Origin of the sequence: Epilithonimonas zeae (genome assembly GCF_023278365.1) — a bacterium.
Lineage (GTDB): Bacteria > Bacteroidota > Bacteroidia > Flavobacteriales > Weeksellaceae > Epilithonimonas > Epilithonimonas zeae_A.
Genome location: NZ_CP075338.1, coordinates 1 through 21284 on the forward strand (window position 1 = coordinate 1; position 21284 = coordinate 21284).

A 21284-nucleotide genomic window follows, 5' to 3' on the forward strand; every position below is an offset into this window, starting at 1 on the left:
ATGAATGAAAATTTAGAGTTAATCTGGGATAGATGCATCCAGTTTATGCGGGATAATCTAAACGCAGCGGAGGATAATACAGACCTCAAAAAGTTAGAAAATTCTTTCGACTTATTGTTTGATAAAGTTCAGCCAATTTCTTTGGTGAACAATAATCTGACGTTGCTTGTTCCTAGTGATTTTTACAAAGAATATATAGAGGACAATTACTTGTCTTTACTGTCTGCTGCACTTAAGAAAAATATCGGTAAAGGTGTGAAATTGTGGTATTCTGTAATGGAAAACAAACCTGCAGGAAAAGAAAAACCAATTACGATGAATGTAAAAGGGATTTCTACCCAGGCTCCAAAAATTCAGGAAGCCAGACCGGTTCTTAAGGATAATAATGTGAATGCTTTTGCGGTTCCGGGCATCAAAAAAATCAATATTGATTCTAACTTGAAAGCGGACCAATCTTTTGATAATTTTATCGAAGGAGAAAGTAATAAATTTGCTTCTACAGTAGCAAGGTCTATTGCAAAAAGACCAGGTTCTACCGCTTTCAATCCATTGTTTGTTTATGGTGGATATGGCGTTGGGAAAACGCATTTGGCTCAGGCGATCGGTTTGGAGGTTAAGGCTTCTTTCCCAGAGAAAGTGGTTTTGTATCAATCTTCGGAAAAATTCATTCAGGATTTTGTGAAGGCTGCAAAGTCCCAGAACAAAACAGATTTCCAGCATTATTATCAGATGATTGATGTTTTGATTATCGATGATATCCAGTTTTTGTCTGGTAAAGCGGCAACTCAGGATAGTTTCTTCCATATTTTTGATTATTTGCATCAGAACGGGAAACAAATTATCTTAACTTCTGATAAGGCACCTGCGGATATTCTGGATACTCAGGAAAGGATTATTTCCCGTTTCAAATGGGGACTTTCTGCAGAAATCAAATCGCCAAACTTCGATACAAGAAGAAAAATCATCGTTGATAAATTAAGCCGAGACGGAATCGAATTAACGGATGATATGCTAGATTATTTAGCGTCAGAAGTTAAAACCAACGGTGTAAGAGAACTGATTGGTGTTGTGAATGCAGTAATTGCTTATTCAACAGTTTACAAATCCGATTTCAGTTTAGATTTATTAAAAGACACGATTAATAAGTTAGCGACAACTCAGAAGAAAACCATTAATATTCCTTACATTCAGGAGATTGTTTGCGATTATTTCGGAATTCAGAGAGAGCAATTATTGTCTAAAACCAGAAAAAGAGAAATTGCTTTGCCGAGACAGTTGGCAATGTATTTCGCAAAAGAATATACCAATGCAACATTTACAAAAATCGGTGAAGAGATGGGTGGAAAAGACCATTCAACCGTAATGTATGCTTGCGACACCATCCGAGATGTTTCTAAAATAGATAAAGAATTGAAGAAATACATCAAGGATTTGAAAGATAAAATTGCACAATAACAATACGAGGATTTAAATTTTTTAAATCCTTTTTTTATCTTAAATTTAAAGTCATTTTACTTTTTACATAAACATTTCACAGTTTTTGAAATTATGAAAATACTAATGGTTTGTCTTGGAAATATTTGCAGAAGTCCTTTGGCGGAAGGAATCTTAAAATCTAAACTGGATGATAATTATTTTGTTGATAGTGCAGGAACAATCAATTATCACGAAGGAAATGGACCTGACGAACGTTCTGTAAAAACCGCTTTGAAAAACGGAATAGATATCTCGATGCAGAAATCAAGGCCAATCAAAAAGTCAGATTTGGATGAATTTGATTTGATTCTTTGTATGGACAAAAATAATTACAAAGATGTTTTGAAACTTGCAGACGATTCACAAAAACACAAAGTCCGACTGATTCTTGATAACGAATTAGAAGTTCCTGATCCCTATTACGGAGGAATCGATGGTTTTGATAAAGTTTACAAAATGCTCAACGATTCTTGTGAAATAATTGCAGAAAAAATCAGGAACAACACCATATAATTCATAAACAATTCTAAATTTGTAAGATAAGTTCTTTTTATGAATTTGGACATTGAACAAAAACCCTTAAAACCGAAAAAAATCTATCAGTTACTCTATATCCAAGTGCTGATTGCAATTGTTTTTGGTGTTTCTCTAGGTTACTTTTATCCGGACTTGGGCGAGAGAATGAAACCTCTTGGCGAAGGTTTTATCAAGCTGGTCAAAATGATTATTGCGCCGGTTATTTTCCTCACAGTTTCTACAGGAATCGCAGGAATGAGCGACCTTAAAAAAGTCGGAAGAGTTGCAGGAAAAGCATTCATTTACTTTTTTACATTTTCCACTTTAGCGTTGATTATTGGGATGATTGTCAGTCATATCGTTCAACCGGGAAAAGGTCTAAACATCAACCCAAATACTCTGAACGGTGCAGAGGTTGAAAAATATGTAAAAGCGGCGCACGACAATTCCTTGGTCAATTTTATTTTCAATATTATCCCAGAGACGTTATTTAGTCCATTAACAGGCGATAACATTCTGCAGGTTTTGCTGGTCGCAATTTTATTTGGAGTTGCTTTGGCAGTCACGTCAGAAAAAAGTCAACCAATTCAAGATTTTCTTCAAACCTTAACAATTCCGATTTTCAAAATTGTAGAAATTTTGATGAAATTAGCGCCAATCGGAGCATTCGGGGCAATGGCTTTCACGATTGGCAAATACGGTGTAGAATCGCTCAAAAATCTGGCGATGCTCGTCGGAACATTTTATGTGACTTCGGCGTTGTTTGTTATTTTGATTTTGGGAAGTGTAGCGTGGTATAACGGATTCAATATTTTCAAATTTCTGAAGTATATCAAAGAAGAAATTTTTCTGGTTTTGGGAACAAGTTCTTCAGAACCGGCACTTCCCGGAATGATGAAAAAAATGGAAAACGCCGGCTGCGATAAAGGTGTTGTCGGTTTGGTGGTTCCGACAGGTTATTCCTTCAATCTTGATGGAACGAACATTTACATGACTTTGGCGGCGTTGTTCATTGCGCAGGCTTGTAATATCGATTTGACTTTGGAGCATCAGATTGGATTGCTTTTGGTGGCGATGTTGAGTTCCAAAGGTGCGGCTGGCGTTACAGGTGCTGGATTTATCACCTTAGCAGCGACTTTGGCGGTTGTTCCCGAAGTTCCTATTGCTGGTATGACTTTAATTCTTGGGATTGACAAATTTATGTCAGAATGTCGTGCTTTAACCAATGTAATCGGGAATGCCGTTGCAACGGTTGTCGTTTCCAATTGGGAAAATAGATTGGATAAAGACCGATTAAAAGAAGTTTTGAACTAAATTTGTGTTGATTTTGGGTTTGGGAAGCTTAATCCGCCTGTAGTTTTCGCTCAAATCGGGCTGCAGCTTCAACATAAAATGAGCTTCAACATAATAACATAATTTTGTCATTCCGGAGGAATTTCAGCAGTTTATATTCTACGGGATGACAAAAATCGTAAATATATTTTACAACATACATTAATATAACAAAAATGCTATACCTTTTACCAGCTTATCTTTCCGAAAACTCTCCAACAGATTATTTTGCACCGACAATCAAAGACATCATTATGAATGTCGACTATTATTTTGTAGAGAACGAAAAGACAGCCAGAAAAGTCATCAAATTTTTTGCTCCGGAAAAAAAACAACCGGAACTTAAATTATTTCTACTTGATAAATATTCTGAAACGGCAGATTTGAAAGAAGCACAAAAGTTGATGAAAGAAGGTGTAGATTTTGGATTGTTATCTGAGGCGGGTTTGCCTTGCATCGGTGATCCAGGAAATATCATCGTTGGTTGGTCTCACAAAAATAATATCAAAGTAATTCCGGTTAACGGACCAAGTTCTTTTGTTCTTGCTTTGATTGCGAGTGGATTCAACGGACAGCAGTTTTCTTTCAATGGTTATTTGGCTATTGAAAAAGACAAGAAGAAAAAGGAAATTCAGCATCTGGAAAATCTGGTTGAGAAAACTGGATTCACACAGATTTTCATGGAAACACCTTACAGAAATAATCCATTATTCGAAGATTTGATCAAGTTTCTAAATCCAAATACAAAATTGTGCATTGCTGCTAACATTAATGACCCAGAAACTGAATTTATCCAAACAAAAACTATCGCTGATTGGAAAAAAAATAAACCGGAATTACACAAAATTCCCGCTGTTTTTCTAATCGGAAAATAATGTAAAAAGAAATTAAAAGTTTGATTGAAAAATTCATCTAACTTCCGACATCTAACTTCTAACCTATAATAATATGAATCAAACTTATCCTTTTTACCTCAAGTTATCTTGCATTCTCATCAGTATTGTTGTTCTGGGATTTTTGGCGATTATCGGCGAGCAGATTTTTGTTCCGATGATTTTGGGATTGCTTGTGGCAATTTTGCTGACGCCACTTTCCCGTTTTATGGAGAAGCGACTAAGATTCCCGAGAAGTTTGTCATCTATTCTGGCGAGTCTTTTGGCTTTGGCAATTATTGCAGGTGTAATTTACGGAATTTCAATACAAGTGGCTAAATTGTCGAATGACTGGCCTCAGTTTCAGAAACAATTTATTACTTTGACGGATGATTTGCAAAGCTGGATTTCCAAAACATTTGGCGTCAGGAGAAAAGACCAGCTTGAATATCTGAATGATACAGCTAAAAAATCAATCAGCACAGGAACAGCCATTTTGGAAAGAGCTTTGAAATCGATTGGCTATATCTTGATGTTGACAGGTTTTACATTTTTGTTTGCCCTATTTTTCCTTTTGTACAGAACACATCTTCTGAAATTTTTGGTAGCAAGTTTCACAGAGTCGCATCATAAAACGGTTTTTGAAGTGGTTCACAGCATTCAGTTTATGGTGAAAAAATATTTGGTAGGACTGTTTTTACAGATGATTATTGTGACGATTTTGTCTTTGATTGCTTACACAATTATCGGAGTCAAATATAATTTTATGCTAGCCATCCTTACAGGAATTCTGAATATTCTGCCATATATAGGGATTTTCATCGCTTTATTGATTGGTGCTTTGATTACGTTTGCAACTTCGGGAATTAGTCACGTTTTGTTCATCGTGATTGCGATTGTTGTGATTCATGCGATTGACGGAAACATCATAATGCCAAGAGTGGTGGGTTCTAAAGTGAAAATCAATTCGCTGATTGTGATTATCGGTTTGGTGGTTGGCGAAATGCTTTGGGGGATTGCAGGAATGTTTTTGACGATTCCGGTTTTGGCGATTCTGAAAATCATTTTTGATAGAGTAGAAGGTCTCCAATCTTGGGGTTTCCTGATGGGCGAAGATGATGAAGTACCGGTTTTTAAATCTACTTTTGATAAATATTTCTACACTAAGAAAGCCAAAGTCGATAAAATAATTGCTGATTCTGATAACGAAACTCAGGAATAAAATAGTTTCCGAATATTACCAGCGAATAATAGCAGCCCGACTTGAGCGGAAATCCTTTTTACGCAGCGTAGCGGAGTGAAAAGATTGGGAGCGGAAGGCGGAAATAGCTGCCCAAACCTAACTAAGTGGTTCGACGAAGTCAAATAATTAAAATTAATCTATGAAAAAATTAAGTTTCCTATTCATTATATTGTCTCTGTTTCTAAATGCTCAGACGGAAAAAGAAAATGTTGCAGCAATCAAAAAGTTCCAAAAAGAACTAAATGCAGAATATCTAAACCCAAAAGAATCACCTTTGCGAGGCGATAATATGAAGAATTTCAAAAAGCATCCGTTCTTTCCAATCAATCTGAAATACAGAGTTACAGCAAAATTTGTGAAAACCGAAAATCCTGTTCCGTTTGAATTGCCGACTTCTTCCGGTAAATTCAAGCAATATCAGGAATATGGTAAAGCTACTTTTGAGTTGGACGGTCAATCTTTGACATTGACTTTATATCAAAGTCTGGATCTCATGAAAATGGAAAAATATAAAGATTATCTTTTTCTGCCTTTCCGGGATTTGACGAATGAGAAAGAAACTTATGGCGGCGGAAAATATATGGATTTGAAAATCCCATCAGGAAACGAAATTGTCCTGGATTTTAATCAATCTTATCAGCCATATTGTGCTTATAATGCTTTTGATTACAACTGCCCGATTGTTCCGGAAGAAAATAAGTTACCAGTAAGAATTGAGGCTGGTGTGATGTATGAGGATGTTTATCATCATTAATTTTTAACTTCTTAAGCGAATGTCAACCAAATAGTACAATTTTTTTAAGTTTCAAAATATGATTCAAAAATATCATTGATTTCTATTTTTTCATTTTCGGGTAATGTTTCAATGATTAAAGAAACTAATTGATAAGCCAATGAAAATGGCATTTTGTGGTGTTTTTTTATCCAATTCAACAACTTTGTATTTTTAGGATTTAAATCATCAATACTTTCTATTTTTTTCCAAAGATTGTCGTAGTTCGTTTTTTCGCTCTTTGCTACATCGCCAATAATTTCAGCAATTTTTATTTTGTTATAAGTTTTGAAATGATAGCGCTTGATATTTTCTATAGTGATTTCATCATTGACATTAATAAAATCTTTAATGATAAAAGAATATTCCTTAGAATTGAATGATCTTTTTCCTACAAAATTTTCTTTTTCAAAATAAATTAACCATTCATTCAGAGTATCGTAATCGATTCCAAAGTCTTCTATAATTGTATTCTTTCCTGCAATATTGTGTTTTACATTTTCTCCTCTGTCTAAGATGTTTTGAAAAATGTCTAATAAAGGCTGGTATTTTTCAATATTGAAATCTTTTGGGATTTTTTGCTTAAGTTTTTCTAAATTACTGTGAATGTTTATAATGAAATCTTCAATATTTTTCCACTTATAATTTTCTGTAATATAATTAAAGATATTAATGAATTCATTTCTAATTTCCTCGTTTCTAAAAATTGATATGAGATTTTCTCTTTCTTTAGCGGTGGTAATGGATAAAAAAGCTTTTAGAAAAGCTCTAGGATTTGTAGCCTTAAAACTTTCGATGATTTTCATTTGGCTGTACATTTCAGTCTCTTTATTTTTCATAATTCATTTAAATAAAAATGCTATCAATAAAGATAGCATTTAGATGTGTTAATCGCCTTGGTAATTTTCATTGTTTGGGTTTAGCTGGTTGGAATGATTGTCTAAAGCTGCTTGATACGCATCATTGTTTGGATTGCAGATGTCTGCTTCATGATTTCTTGGCATGATTTTCTAAATTTAAAGAGTTAATAAAATTGTTTTGTTCGTCTGGATAAATATAAAATTCATCAATAATTTCGTTTTCTGCTAAATACATTTCTTTGTTTTTTTAGCAAATTTAAAAGACGTAGGAATGATATTTCAAGAAGTAATCCGAATTAAAAAAAAGTTTTTGAAATGGGTCAAAAACTAAAAACCTTTCAGAGTTCGTGACTATGAAAGGTTTTTTATCAGCAATTTAAAATTTTATATTCTCTCCAATTCTCCGGAATCAATCGTGGTTTTGAAGGTTCCGTAGTTAACAATGACTTTGTTTTTTGAAATCTTTTCAATGGTGCCAACACTTGTACTTCCGGCGATTCGAACACGTTGGCCAACTTTCATCCAAACCGCGCGTTCTGCTTTGCGTTTTTCTTCCAATTTTTCGTTGGTTTCAGCAATTTTTTCGATGACGTCTTCTTTCTTCAGTTGTTGCGTGATTTTACGTTTCACCACCTGAAGACGTTTTGTTTCATCTTTGTCAGTTCCCAGTTTTCGGAATTTTTCCTGTTCCAGGATTTTCACAAAATCTTTGACCACATCTTTTCGGGATTTACCTTTCACATAACTGTCGATAAACGCTTCAATCTTGTTTCCAAATTGTAGTTTTCTGTGTTCTTCTTCGTAAAGTTTTTGGAAATTGAATAACTTTTGCTGAAGCTGTTCATTCAGTTTTTGGAGATTATCTCGTTTATCTTCAACAGAATCTCGTTTTTCCGACAAATCAGATTTCAATTTTTCAACTTCGAATTTTTCCTGCTGAAGTTTTACAATCGTTTTGTCAAGGTTTACAATATCGTGTTCTACTTTCTTTCTTGCGTTTTTAATAATAAATCTCGGAATCTTATTTTTTTCAGCCACTTCAAAAGTGAAAGAACTTCCGGCTTGTCCGATTTCCAATTTATAAAGCGGTTCCAAAGAATGTTCGTCAAAAAGCATTGCTGCATTGGTTGCTGCGGGCAATTGTTCTACAACCAATTTGATATTGGTGTAATGTGTTGTGATGATTCCGAAACTTTTCTTGTCGTAGAAATATTCCATAAAACTTTCCGCCAAAGCACCGCCCAATTCCGGGTCAGAACCGGTTCCGAATTCATCAATCAATAACAACGTTTTGTTGTCCGCTTCACGAATCATTCCGGACATTTTTTTCAGTCTCGATGAGTAAGTTGATAAGTGATTCTCTATAGACTGATTGTCTCCAATGTCTGTCATTATCTTTTCAAAGAAAAACATCTCCGATTTTGGATGACAAGGAACTAAAATCCCGCTCTGGATCATCAGTTGCAACAATCCAACGGTTTTTAACGTGATGGATTTACCACCGGCATTTGGTCCGGAAATACAAATGATTCGGTTGTGTTCTGTTAACGTTAAAGTCTGTGAGAAAATCTCTTTGTTTTCGTTTTTATTCCTGATCCAAAGTAATGGATGAAATGCATCTTTCAAACGCAAGGTTTGATGTCTGTTGATTTTCGGCAAAATTCCGTTGACTTTTTCGGCAAATTTTGCTTTGGCTCGAATTAAATCCAAATCGAAAATATAAGTTTGATAATCCGAAAGTTGTGGCTGGAATTCTGCAATCTCTGCAGTCAGTTGACGAAGGATTTTATCGATTTCTTTTTTCTCTTCCTCCTGATTTTCTCTCAGTTTGAAATAATGTTTAACAACACTTTCTGGCTGGATATAAGTGATAGAACCTGTTTTGGAAATACCTAAAACACGTCCGTTAACTCTTTTCTTGAAACCGGATTTTACCGCTAAAACTCTTTGGTCTTCGACAATTGTTTCCCTGATATCTTCTAAAAAATCCGAATAAGTAACCAAAGAGCGGTTGAAGTTTTCGTCAATTGCTTTTCTGGCGTGTTGGATTTCTGCTCTCAAGGTTTTCAGAATTGTCGAGGCTTCGCTTTTGACTTCTCCAAATCGGTTAAAAACTTTGTCAACTTTATCAATGATTTCTTTTCGGAATTCCAAATCTTTGATTTCTTCCAATAATGTGGGGAAAGCTTCTGAAAGCTGAGGTAAGAATCTTTGCAATTTCCCGATTTGCTCGGTAATTGTTTTGATTTTGATAAACGATTTATTCTCTAATCTGTAATTCTCTATCAGCATCAGTTTTAGTTCCTCTTCGATGTCTTCATATTCATCAAAAGGAATGGCGTTGGAACTTTCAAAACTCGTTAAGAATTCTGAGGTTTTTTTCAAAGAGATTTCTGCCTCGTCTATTTCCATTGGACGAAGTTCCATTATTTTGTCTGCCGTTTTCGGCGAGTAAGCGAAAGGGGCGATTTCCGAAAGGAGTTCCGGAAATTCTAATTCGTTAAGGTCTGCTTGATTAATATTCACATTGCAAATTTAATCAATTTATAATGTAATTTTTTATTGAGCAATATTGTGAATTGATGTACTTTTAAATTTTAATAATACCAGTGAAATCTATTATTCTATTCTCACCATTATTAATGTACATCTGGATTATCCTGAACTGGGTTCTGATGTTTCAAAATTTTGGTTCTCAGGATTTTTTGGATTTGGCAGAAGAGCGAGCAGGAGCGGAAGTTATTTTCCTGATTGCAGGATTTCTTTTGGTCGGAACTGCCTCGGGTAAACAGACAACACGGGAAAAGCGGGTGTTTTGGGGTATTTTTATTTTGTTTTTATTGATTGGACTTTTCATAACAAAAGATAATTGGTACGGATTGATTTCTGTTTTCGGAATTTTTGCAAATCATCTTGTAGAATATTTTTCTCAAACAGGAGATTATGGCGATGAGGCTGGTGATAATTTTATGAAAGGAAAAGGCGGGATTTTCAAATTTGTTTTACTTGTTTTATATGGGCTTCCGGTTGGCTTTTTGTTAAGTGCTTTAGATTCTGGAAATAATGCTTTAGCGATTTGTGCTTCTATCATCGGTTATTATCTTATACTTTTCTTTATTGAATTAAATAATTCTTTGAATAGAAATTAGCCAAAATAAAAAAGGAACCTACAGCTGAGTCTGCAAGTTCCTCGAATCACAATGTCTTTCTAGCGCAATATTGTGATGTTGAAAAATCTAATTATATGAAAAAGTTATTTGATTGATTTTAAATTTTGGTTGCTAAGCTGAATGTCAGGTCCAAGTCGTCTTTTACGACGATCATTCCGCCCATTTTTTTTGGAGGAGTGATATTAAAATCACTGAATTTTACATTCTTGCGTCCGATTAACTTATTATTTTCTATCTCAAATTCTACGTTGTATCTTTTACTTTGGTTCATCATTTTGACTTCTACAACGGCGATATAATTTTTCTGAACTTTGGTGAAGTTGATGAACTTGATAATCATATTCGGATATTTTTCAGAATTCAGGATTTTCTGAAAATCTTTGGTCATCATTTTGTTTCCGCAATCGAACTCGTTGACTTTTAAAATGATATTCGGAAGGCTTCTTTCTGTGAAAGTATAAACGCCAGTTTCTGCTTTGAATTTGTTATTGACACATTGAAACTTGTTTACATTAGTACTTCCGTTAATCTGAACAAAATTTTCCTGTGCCTGCGCAAAAAGCGTCATAAAACCGAAAAGTAAATAAAGAAGTCGCATAATTTTAATTTTTAAAAACAGAGGAAACCTGAGGGTTTCCTCTGCTTCTGTTAACTGAATATTTAGAAAGCTATGGCTGCTTCTAATACAAATCCATTGAATTTGCCACCATAAAGGATGTTGGTTGGCGCATATCCGTCATATTTTTGGTTGACATACTCCAGCTTGGTAAGAATATTTTTTGTCATAAACCATCCACCTCCAACATTGAATCTTGTGACATCCACTTTTTCGCCGGTAGCCAATTTTCCGTCTACGCCATTGTATCTTCCTGCGATATATAAATTCTCGTTGTTTCCAAATCTATAAAGCAATTCTGCAGCGTATTGGTTCCAGGTTCTTCTGTCTGTCTCTGCGAAGTTTCTACCAGAAGCGTTTTCATAAGTTCCGAAGAATTCCAGTCCTTTGTATTTTACAAACGGATTGATCATAAATGAGGTCAGTTTGTTTTTGAAGTCAGGAACAATCTGTCCAGATCTGAAGTTTGCAGAAGAAGTTGCGGCTGTATTTTCCATTACAAAGTAATATCTTGATCCTGCTCTGTCTCCATCATAGAAATCGAGTCTTTGGGTGTGCGCTGTATTGTAAACAGATCCTGTTAATCTCACTCTAAGATCTTCATTAAGCTGTTTGTCATAGCCTAATTTGGCATAAAGAGAAGGACTCGTTCCACCATTGGCAGTTTGGTTCAGCCTTCCGTTGGTTATACCTGCCATTCCTATAAATCCGTCTCTTCTGTAATAGACCTCAGCAAAAACCATTGTTGCAAAAGCATCCATCAGATAGTTGCCTACAAAAGGGTTGTTTGTAACATAAGCATTGTCACTTCTTCTGAAATGGACATCACCATAATTGATCTCATCGTGACCAAATTTGATGGTTGCATACTTCATCACGTCTTTAAGAAAGTCTTTCTTGATGAAGTTTAATTTGTTGATTTGTAAATATCCACCTTTTACATAAGTCTCGTTGTGATGACGAGAAGATAAAAAAGTTCTCAAATGTAAGTTAACGCCGTCATATAATGCCACGTCAAGATCAAGGTTGGCAGTTGCCAGGTTGAAGTTGTTTCCGATATCATACAATTGGTTTGTATTGACTCCAGCAGCGTTGAGTACAGGGGTTGCATTGTTCTCGTGCTGGATAGCCTGGAACTGAAGTGCGAATGCACCTCCAACTCTCACTTTCATTTTTTCAAAAGTACTTACAGTATCTTTTGGGTTTTCAAAAGCATTGATGCTTCTATGATCACGTGGATTAAGGTTGTCGATTGGAAATTCTTGAGCCAGGCCAAGGTTTGCCATTGCTAAAGCAGCGATGAAGCTAACTTTTAATAGATTTCTTTTCATGATATTAAAATTATTCAGTTGTTATTCAGTTTGATTTTTTATTCTGCTACAATATTCACTTTTACAGTGACAGCATCTCCGGTTTTGATTCCCATAAATCCTGGACGATCCATCCCGAATTCAGATAATTTTACCGTTTCTGTTCCGTCTATGATGTAGGCATTTCCTTTTTTTACTACAGACACTGGGAAGGAAACATTTTTGGCAGTTCCTGCTATGGTTAATTTCCCTGTAACATTGCTTTTTCCGATATTGATTGAGCTTGCTGTGAAAGTTACGTTTGGAGCTTTGTCAGATTTTAAAGTTTCATAAGCTTTCTTTTCCATTGTTTTACCTTTTGCTGCATTCAAAGTCTTTACTGGAACTGTAAGGTTCACATTTGTAATTGCATTTCCTGCTACTATACCACTGAAAGTTGAGGTTGAACCTTTCATTTCCCAATCGTGCATTGGAGAAGTTCCTGAAATAGTGATTGTTGTAGTTTTTTGGGTTATTTTTTGAGCATTTGATAATTGCGGCAATAAAAGACCTCCTAAAACTAAACCAAGGCTAATTAGATTTTTCGTTGTTTTCATTTTATTAAATATTAATTGTTATTATTATATATCTTTTGTTATTGATAGGACAAAGGTATAAGGTTGGTAAATAATTTGCTATTTTTTTACAATGACAAAAATCTTATTAATGTTGTCGGTTATGATGTTGATAAATAATATCGATAAGTCTTATTGATTTCATCAAATAATAATTTGTTTTATCAATAAGTGAAAGTTGTTTATGAGTAAAGATTATAGAATAATCAGGGATGACATTTGTTAGGTCAGTAATTAATGATGAATATCAGTATTGATATTTTTGATTATTTATAAAAAATGTTAAATTATTGGGATATTAATAAATTTGTATGACGGATGTCATAGTTTAGTTTTTAGAAATTTATATAAAACAAAACCACTGAATTTCAGTGGTTTTTTTTAAAATATATATGTCTTAATAATTAGTATTGTAGTTACAATTATCTTAAATCTATTGTTAATTACATTAAATTATTAAATATTTGTCTCTTTTTCCAGTCTTTTCAGAAAATAAGAAGGAGAAATTTGATATTTTTCTTTAAAATTCTTAGAAAAGCTTTGTGCAGTACTAAATCCTACCTTTTCTGCAATTTCTTGAATTCTTAAATGCCTCGTTCTTGGTTTTTTTTGCCATAGTTCAATAACATAGTTTAATCTTAAATCATTTATATATGATAGAAAATTGTTTTTTTTATATTGATTGATAATTTTGGATAAATAAGAAACATTGGTGCCGCATTTTTGTGCAAGATATTGTATAGTTAAATCTTTCTGCAAAAATTCGTTTTCAGATTCGAACTTTGATAAAAAGTTAAGTATATTTTCTATAATAAGCGGGTTGATTTCGGGTAATGTGTTTATAGAAAATCCTAAATCTTTATACTCTTCTTGTGAAACTATTTTCTCATAATCATAATTAATCAAAGAGTCAGCATTCTGTATTTGTTCAAACAATTTTTTATAGTGTTTCTGTCTTTTATAATAATATTTTGTTAACCATAGGAATGCTGTTAATGTTATTATGCATAGAATTAATAGCAGAATTTTTGTTCTCTTTTCATTTTTCAATGCATCTTCTAGAAGTAATTTATTTTCTTTTAAAATATTAGCATCATATTCCTTTTGTAATGTTACATATATATATTTGTAGTTTGTTTCAAAAAGTTTATCTAAAGCCAATAGCTGATTAATGATTTGTAATTGTTTTTGAATGTCATTTTGATCTCTATAATAATCAATAAGTATTTCGAAAGCTGGTCGAAATTGAGGATCTATTTTTCCAGTTATTCTGTATTCCTCACTTATTTTTTTTAAGTATTCAATAGATATTTTCTTTTCTCCTTTATGCCAATAACTTAATCCTAAGTAATATGTTTCTGTTAGATGTTTCCAATTATCATTATATAACTTAAGAGCTTCATCTAATTTACTAATCGCTAAGTCGTATTTTTTTTGAAAATAGGCATCTGTCCCAGCTAAAGAAATAAAATAACTTCTATACTCTTTGTAATTGTGCTTGTTAATGAAATCTAATCCCTCTTTTAGTAATTCCTTATTCTCGTCAAATAAATTAAGTTTGCTATTTGTATCTATGTAAGAAATAAGAGTATATATGTAATATAATCCATAATCTGTATTATTGGTCTTTTGATGATTTTTTCGATAAAAATTTAAAACTCTTTTTAATATTTTGTGTGCATCATTATATTGTCCCAAATAAATTTTAGTTTGTGCAATGAGAAATTCTGCATTATTTATAAGGTAAAAATTGTTTTTCTTTTTTATATATGTATAACCTTCAATATAATTCTTTAAGGCTTCAGAATATTTCTCTTCATTCATATAAATAGTGCCTTTTGCAAGGAAACAGTCCCCAATGATATCACTATCTTTTTGTTTAAAAGCAGTAATTAAAAGACTATCTCCGTATTTTAATTGTTCATCTCCTCTGGAATAGGTACTTGCTAATGAGTAAGATTTGTGAAGTTGTTTGATGTTATTTTCAAGTTTTGCCTTTTTAATCATTTCTTTTATATAAAGAAATTGTTCAGATGGTTTTTCTTTCAAATGATTAATCTTGTTTTCCATAAATGAATAATATGGCTGCTTTTTATTATTTGAATAAATGTAAAAAACGCATGAAAAATAGATTGTAAGACTTAAAAATAGCTTCATAGATCATTTGATAATTATCAAATTTAAACAAAAACTTCATTTAATAAAACGGTTTTGAATTACAATGAATTAAGTTTTGAAATTCACATCTTTACCATTTTTTTTCTTATTTGTACCTTTAAATTCTTTGTTTTTATCGTTTTAATTTACATATGTAAGGTTTTCCATATTAGATAGTTTGCTTTGTATTTGAATTGTGTTTTAGATTTAACAAAAAACAACTCAAATCATGAAAAAATCAAATTTCACCATTCTATTGTTATTAATAACAGTAACACTTCTATCATGCCGGCAAAATGATGAGGAAGTTTTCTTAGCTAACTCTAAGCATATTTCCTTGACGGGAAATAAATTATCAAAGCGAGCCGATACGATGATAATTATCAACCAAAACACTTATCTAATCTTATTAGAGGAACCAAAGTTCCCACCGAGAAAATAGTATTAAGAATTATTTTCCTACTAAAATAAATTCAACAATAATTTCTATACCCCGAAATTGGATAAGTGGTTATGCAACAATATTGAAGATTTCTGTTTAATACTATTCTTGAACTCTGGGTATATAGATGTATAAAAAATTAGGAATAGTGATGTCTAATTAAATAAATCTAAAATATCATGAAAAAAACTATTATTTCTTTATTTCTTTTTAATGCCTTGATAATTAGTGCACAATCATGGAATGTTACAGGAAACTCAGGGACAAATTCTACAACCAATTTTATTGGTACAACTGATAATCAGGATTTGGCTTTTAAAACAAATAATTTGGAGCGGATCCGGATTAATAATAATGGTCGGTTTATTCTTCAAAATTTAAATGTAGGATCGTATGGCTGGGATAATAATCTGTTTTTTGGAGGAGGAAATGATATATCTACTGGCTTAGGGAATACAGTTTTTGGTCTAGCAGCATTGTCATATAATACTACTGGGGCTGCAAATACGGCGGTAGGATCAAATGCCCTAAGAGCTAATCTGACAGGAACCTCTAACACAGCTTTTGGCGTTAATTCGATGATGGCTAATACAGCAGGCTCAGAAAACACAGCTGTAGGACTTAATAGCTTAGGCGGAAGCGGGACCATCAATCATAATACTGCCATTGGCTTTGCTGCTATGTCCAGATATAACGCTAATAACACAAATTCTGTGTCTTATAATACTGGAATTGGCTGGGCGGCGATAGGTAATATTATAAATGGTAATAATAATACAGCTCTCGGGGGAGGCGCATTAAGAACAATGACCACTGGCAATAATAACATAGCTATTGGTTATAACTCAGCAGTTACTCTAACATCAGGAAATAACAATATTTTAATTGGTAATAATATTAATACATCTGCATCTACGGCAGATAATCAACTTAATATTGGCAATTGGATTTACGGGCAAAATGGAAAAATAGGTATTGGTGGTTTGTCAGATGTAAATCTGGGACTCAAGGTCTATGGAAGAACACAGATAAAGTCCGATATTAATTCTGATGGTTTTGCCGTTTTAAATGACATTTCAAACGTAGATAATGGAGCGTCGTTGGTTTTTTTACGATATGGACAATATCAGCCAAATAATCCTGGAGTATTAGACGTTTCTGGCTTTGTCTCACCATCTCTATATGAACAATTTTTCTCTCTTAAAGCAAATGGAAAGTTATTTTTAGGAACATCTACAAACCTTACCTGTTCAGATTGTTCAACTTACAGGCTATTTGTAAAGGATGGAATAAGAACCGAGAAAATTAAAGTTGATATCGCCTCTGTAAATGGATGGGCGGACTATGTTTTCAAAAAGGATTACAAGCTTGCGTCATTAGAGGATGTGGAAACGTATATCAATAATATGGGGCATTTACCTAATATTCCTTCAGCCGATGAGTTGGTTAAAAATGGGCTTGATCTAGCAAAAATGGATGCGAAGCTCTTGGAAAAAATAGAAGAATTGACACTATATAATATTGACCTTTATAAGAGTAATAAAATTTTAAAGGATCAGCTAAATCAACAGCAGCTAACTATAGATATGCTATTGCAGAAAGTTGAAAAACTTGAAGCAAATTTAAAATAACAGATTCATACTTAACTTAAACATAAACTATTTGTATGAAAATCGATGCAAAATATAGTATTCTTATTGCTGTATTATTCTATAACTCTGCCTTTTCACAAAACGTAGAGAATAGTGTATCAGTTGATAAGACCAGATTGATGACAATCATTGCTCAACAAAAGCAAAAAAAACAACGAAATAATATTCTAATTGAGAATCTGAAGTTAAAAGGATACAAAGAATTTATTGATGATGGAGTTAATGAAAAACAACTTATTGGAGCTGATGATGAAGGAAATCCCCTTTATTACACAACACTTAATTCCAAAGCTTCTCAAAGAATTAAAGCAAATTCACTATATGATGGAGGTTCATTAGGTTTAAACATCTCAGGTAGCGAAATGCGTATTGGACAATGGGATTTTTCAAAACCAAGATTAAATCATGAGTTGATTCTTGGGAAAGTAAATTATGATATCTCACAGAATCAAACTATTTCGCGACACAGTACTCATATAATAGGAACGATGGTTGGTAACAATTATAGCAATCCTGATGCAACTGGTGTTGCTTATAGTGCTATTGCCACAGCTTACGATTGGGTAAATGATGTTGCAGAAATGGCAAATGAAGCATCAAATAATCTTTTGGTTGCTAATAACAGTTATGGTTTTGACCCAATATACTATCAAACATATCAATTTGGAAAGTATAATGAAACTGCTAAAAATTGGGATCAAGTTATGTATTATGCACCATATTTCCAGATTGTAAAGGCTGCTGGAAACGCGAGAGGTCTTGATCCTTCTGTAGTTCCACAAGTTTCATCTAAAAAAGGTTATGATCTCTTAGAAGGTGCCGGAATAGCAAAAAATGTACTCGTCGTTACTTCTGTTGACAAAAATGAGAATCCAAGCGGAGGCTCCGATTTTTTCATATCAGCTTTCAGTAGTTTAGGGGGGACGGATGATGGTCGAATTAAGCCAGATATTTCAGCTCTTGGGCAAGATGTTTATTCCGCTATTGAAACTTATAACTCTGCTTATGGATTTTATAACGGAACATCATCTGCCACTGCTTCAGTTTCAGGCGCTATTATTTTACTCCAACAGTATTGGAGCTCCCTTTCTTCTGTAAAAAGAGATTACCTATGGTCGTCCTCAATCAGAGCATTGTTAGCGCATACAGCTAATGATAGAGACGCTTTAGGACCTGATTATGTTTATGGTTGGGGATTGATGGATACCGAGCGTGCAACAAGATTAATGTATAATGATACAAAAAGTACCCTTATTAAGGAAGATAATCTCCAACAGGGTGGAGAATATCGGTTGTATGTAGTTGCTTCAGAATTTGAAAATCAACCATTAGTAGCAACTTTAGCGTGGACTGATCCTGAAGGGAATATTGTTGATAATACGGAGGATGATTCAGTTCCTTCATTAGTAAACGATCTGGACATTACTATTTTAAAAAAAGATAGTAGTGGCAACTTTAAAACTTACTACCCTTGGAAACTAGGTGGAATGCAAAATTTAACTGCAGCTGCAACGAGAAATTCAGATAATAAAGTTGATAACATTGAGAAAGTAGAAATTGATAACGCTGACGGGTTGTACCAAATTGTTATCAAACATAAAGGAAACCTGTTTTCAGGTTCGCAAAACTATTCATTAGTTATTTCAGGGATTTCATTTTGTTATACAGATGATATGTATGTTCTGACAAGAGATAAGGATAATATTGAAACTTCAAATTTTGTAGGAACAGCAAAAAATATTAAAGCATCTAATGTTATTAAAAGTGCTGCCCAGAATATTGTATATAAAGCTTCTAAATCTGTGGAATTATTACCTGATGCATCAGGAGGCTCTGGTGCTGTAGGCTTTACGGCAGAGCAAGGTGCTGGATTTATGGCGATTATTGATCCTGATTGTGACGGTTCATTGCCTGCTTTGGTTTATCACTCTCAAACCGACAGACCTATTGCAACAGACAACAATGGTAATTCAAATACAAATTCATCTGAAGGTAGTCAAAATGTACAAAAACAGCTGGAAAATCTTTTAATTTATCCGAATCCTGCAAAGACTGAAGTTAATATTTTTTATAAAATAACAACACCTTCGATTGTTAATATTACAATACTTGACTTAAGTGGAAAAAATGTTTATCAGCAAAAAAGTAATCAAAAATTTCCAACAGGGATATACCAAAAACTTATTCAAACAAGCGGTCTTTCAGCGGGTATTTATATGATGGTAATCGAAACTTCAGATTATAAAGAATCAAAAAAAATAATTATCCAATAAAATTAGTACAATGAGAAAATTTTTACTACTAACTCTACTCATGTTTTCTGTAGGAGTAGCTTCCCAGTCACCAGGAGGGGTAAGCGGAGTGGATCTTTGGCTTAAAGCAGATTCGGATAATGTCAATCTATCCTATTATCAGGATTTTGGTTATGGTCAACATCAGGTTCAGGCTCCAGATATGCAAAGTAGACCTACTTACGGGTTAGTTAACTTTAACGATAGTTTTACCTTTGATGGTCAAAAGAATTCTTTAAACCTAAAGTACCTTATGGAGCTTTTAAGTAAGGTAAGTATTTTCACAGTTTTTCAAAACAAAAATCTCAATAAAGAAAGCGCTGTATATACAACTGATAACTCAGGAGAAAAAGAACTTTATTTTGGCACAGCAAATATATTTCGATACAATGGTGATGCAATGGAATATGCCAATGTAAACCAGTTGGATAGTGCTGTTTCTTTCAATGTATACTCAAAATTTGATATTCCTTCTAAAAAAATTGGTTTTATTAGTGGAAATACTGGGAAAAGCACTCTCTATATAGGAAAAGATGTTCGCACTAACCCAGAATGGCAACTTTTCAAAGGAAACCTCCCTGAATTATTCATTTACAATAAAATTCTTACTCTGAACGAGCGTACGCGAATTAATTCCTATTTGGCAATAAAATATGGCATCAGTCTGCCATATACAGAATATTTGAGTTCAAAAAGTAAAAAGCTTTGGAGAGAAGAAGATTATAATGAATTTCCAAACAGAATTACAGGAATAGGAAGGGATGATTTTTCTGCTTTATATCAGAAACAATCTACCAATAGTTCTGAAAGTAAACGACTTGTTATCTCAGCGGGAGAACTCTCTGTCACAAACAAAAAAAATACAGCCACTTTTGGAGACCAAAGCTTTTTAGTTTGGGGAGATAATGGTAAAGAATTAAAAGCAGGAGAAGAAAATTTTGGCTTTGAAGCGTTACAAAGATTATGGAAAGCAAGATTTACATCAGAACAAAGTCAAAGTATTAAAACTTCTGTATTGTTTAATGTAAAAGATATTTTTCCAAATATTCCATCTGATAAGAATGTCTGGCTAATCATTGATAAGGAAGGGAGTGGAAATTTCTCCACCCAGTCTGACGCAATTCCTGCTGATCAGATCAATAGCAAAGGAGAGGCGAAATTCTCGGAAGTGTATTTTGATCAAGACCTTTCGGGAACCGATGTATTTACTTTCGCTTTGGCTTCACAGATGTTTGCATTATATGATTTGGTTCAGCCTTCCTGTATTACTACTGAAGGAAAACTCTTACTTAATATTAAAGGAGGAAAGGCTCCTTTCCAATTGACTTTGACATCAGATAAGGGTTATTTAGGAAATACTACTATTCAAAATTCTGAAATTTCTTATAATCAGCTTAGTGCAGGACATTATATCTTAAAAGTTAAAGATGCCCTTTCTTATGAGCAAGTGTATGAATTCGACATCAATCCATTTGATGATATTAATCTGAATTTAGGTTCTGAATATCAGATAGGAAGCCAAGGTTATGTGGAACTGGATGCTTCACAAAATATCACTGATTTTGAAGCAAGCTATGAATGGACTTCTGATAGTGGATTCAGTAGTTTCCAGCCTAGAGTAAAACTGTATGAAGAGGGAACTTATACTGTAACGGTGACAACTAAAGATGGATGCAAGAAAACAGGAAGTTTTAAAATAACAAAAGGAATTGAAAATAGTATAGTGCTATATCCAAACCCTACACGAGCAGGGGAAGATTTTAATATTAGGATTAGACTAAGCCAATCGGAAGATGCAGATATTAAAATGTATGATATGTCTGGAAAATTGATTTCCTCAAAACAATTACAAGGCAAATCTTCTTATGATATAAAAGATCGCATGCTATCTCAAGGATCTTATGTTATTACGATTGTTACTGAAACACAGCAAAAAACGTTCAAACTCATCATTAACTAAT

Annotated in this window: 16 protein-coding genes; 10 read left to right on the plus strand and 6 right to left on the minus strand. The window is 33.4% G+C overall.

Annotated elements, in window-relative coordinates; genetic code table 11:
- The 6 genes from dnaA to KI430_RS00030 all read left to right on the plus strand — a co-directional run bounded on the left by dnaA (position 1) and on the right by KI430_RS00030 (position 6193).
- Positions 1-1455, plus strand: coding sequence for a chromosomal replication initiator protein DnaA (gene dnaA / locus KI430_RS00005; RefSeq protein WP_074235378.1), 1455 nt, complete (start codon positions 1-3; stop codon positions 1453-1455).
- A gap of 93 nt (positions 1456-1548) precedes the next feature.
- Positions 1549-1989: a low molecular weight protein-tyrosine-phosphatase gene (locus tag KI430_RS00010; RefSeq protein WP_248876255.1), complete on the plus strand. Its 441-nt coding sequence runs from the start codon at positions 1549-1551 to the stop codon at positions 1987-1989.
- Between the two features lie 39 nt (positions 1990-2028).
- Positions 2029-3306, plus strand: a complete 1278-nt coding sequence (locus KI430_RS00015; protein ID WP_248876256.1) for a dicarboxylate/amino acid:cation symporter — start codon at positions 2029-2031, stop codon at positions 3304-3306.
- 194 nt (positions 3307-3500) lie between these two features.
- A complete protein-coding gene (locus KI430_RS00020; protein ID WP_248876257.1) occupies positions 3501-4199 on the plus strand; it encodes an SAM-dependent methyltransferase in 699 nt (232 codons plus the stop codon).
- A 73-nt stretch (positions 4200-4272) separates the two neighbouring features.
- On the plus strand, positions 4273-5418 hold the full coding sequence (locus KI430_RS00025) for an AI-2E family transporter (RefSeq protein WP_248876258.1): 1146 nt from the start codon (positions 4273-4275) through the stop codon (positions 5416-5418).
- Positions 5419-5578: 160 nt separating this feature from the next.
- Positions 5579-6193 (plus strand): DUF1684 domain-containing protein, encoded by a 615-nt coding sequence (locus tag KI430_RS00030; protein WP_248876259.1) that lies wholly within the window; start codon positions 5579-5581, stop codon positions 6191-6193.
- A gap of 44 nt (positions 6194-6237) precedes the next feature.
- Here KI430_RS00030 and KI430_RS00035 read toward each other — a convergent pair whose 3' ends face one another.
- Positions 6238-7050 carry a hypothetical protein gene (locus KI430_RS00035; RefSeq protein ID WP_248876260.1) on the minus strand — a complete coding sequence of 271 codons (813 nt, stop codon included), beginning with the start codon at positions 7048-7050 and terminating at the stop codon, positions 6238-6240.
- 405 nt (positions 7051-7455) lie between these two features.
- Positions 7456-9597, minus strand: a complete 2142-nt coding sequence (locus KI430_RS00040; RefSeq protein ID WP_248876261.1) for an endonuclease MutS2 — start codon at positions 9595-9597, stop codon at positions 7456-7458.
- An 83-nt stretch (positions 9598-9680) separates the two neighbouring features.
- Here KI430_RS00040 and KI430_RS00045 point away from each other — a divergent pair, with 83 nt between their 5' ends.
- Positions 9681-10220, plus strand: a complete 540-nt coding sequence (locus KI430_RS00045) for a hypothetical protein (RefSeq protein ID WP_248876262.1) — start codon at positions 9681-9683, stop codon at positions 10218-10220.
- A gap of 118 nt (positions 10221-10338) precedes the next feature.
- On the opposite strand, the gene KI430_RS00050 is transcribed toward KI430_RS00045, so the two are convergent.
- The 4 genes from KI430_RS00050 to KI430_RS00065 form a co-directional block, all read right to left on the minus strand.
- Positions 10339-10839 carry a YceI family protein gene (locus KI430_RS00050; protein ID WP_248876263.1) on the minus strand — a complete coding sequence of 167 codons (501 nt, stop codon included), beginning with the start codon at positions 10837-10839 and terminating at the stop codon, positions 10339-10341.
- 62 nt (positions 10840-10901) lie between these two features.
- Positions 10902-12188 (minus strand): hypothetical protein, encoded by a 1287-nt coding sequence (locus KI430_RS00055; protein WP_248876264.1) that lies wholly within the window; start codon positions 12186-12188, stop codon positions 10902-10904.
- 38 nt (positions 12189-12226) lie between these two features.
- Complete coding sequence (locus KI430_RS00060; protein ID WP_248876265.1) at positions 12227-12763, minus strand: YceI family protein; 537 nt, start codon at positions 12761-12763, stop codon at positions 12227-12229.
- A 474-nt stretch (positions 12764-13237) separates the two neighbouring features.
- A complete protein-coding gene (locus KI430_RS00065; protein WP_248876266.1) occupies positions 13238-14851 on the minus strand; it encodes a response regulator transcription factor in 1614 nt (537 codons plus the stop codon).
- Positions 14852-15559: 708 nt separating this feature from the next.
- Between KI430_RS00065 and KI430_RS00070 the strand changes: the two genes are divergently transcribed.
- From KI430_RS00070 to KI430_RS00080, 3 genes are read left to right on the plus strand one after another with little or no spacing between them, the layout of a single operon-like run.
- Positions 15560-17011, plus strand: a complete 1452-nt coding sequence (locus KI430_RS00070; RefSeq protein WP_248876267.1) for a hypothetical protein — start codon at positions 15560-15562, stop codon at positions 17009-17011.
- A gap of 35 nt (positions 17012-17046) precedes the next feature.
- Positions 17047-19305, plus strand: coding sequence for a S8/S53 family peptidase (locus KI430_RS00075; protein WP_248876268.1), 2259 nt, complete (start codon positions 17047-17049; stop codon positions 19303-19305).
- A 10-nt stretch (positions 19306-19315) separates the two neighbouring features.
- Positions 19316-21283 (plus strand): T9SS type A sorting domain-containing protein, encoded by a 1968-nt coding sequence (locus KI430_RS00080; RefSeq protein WP_248876269.1) that lies wholly within the window; start codon positions 19316-19318, stop codon positions 21281-21283.
- Position 21284 lies beyond the last annotated feature (1 nt).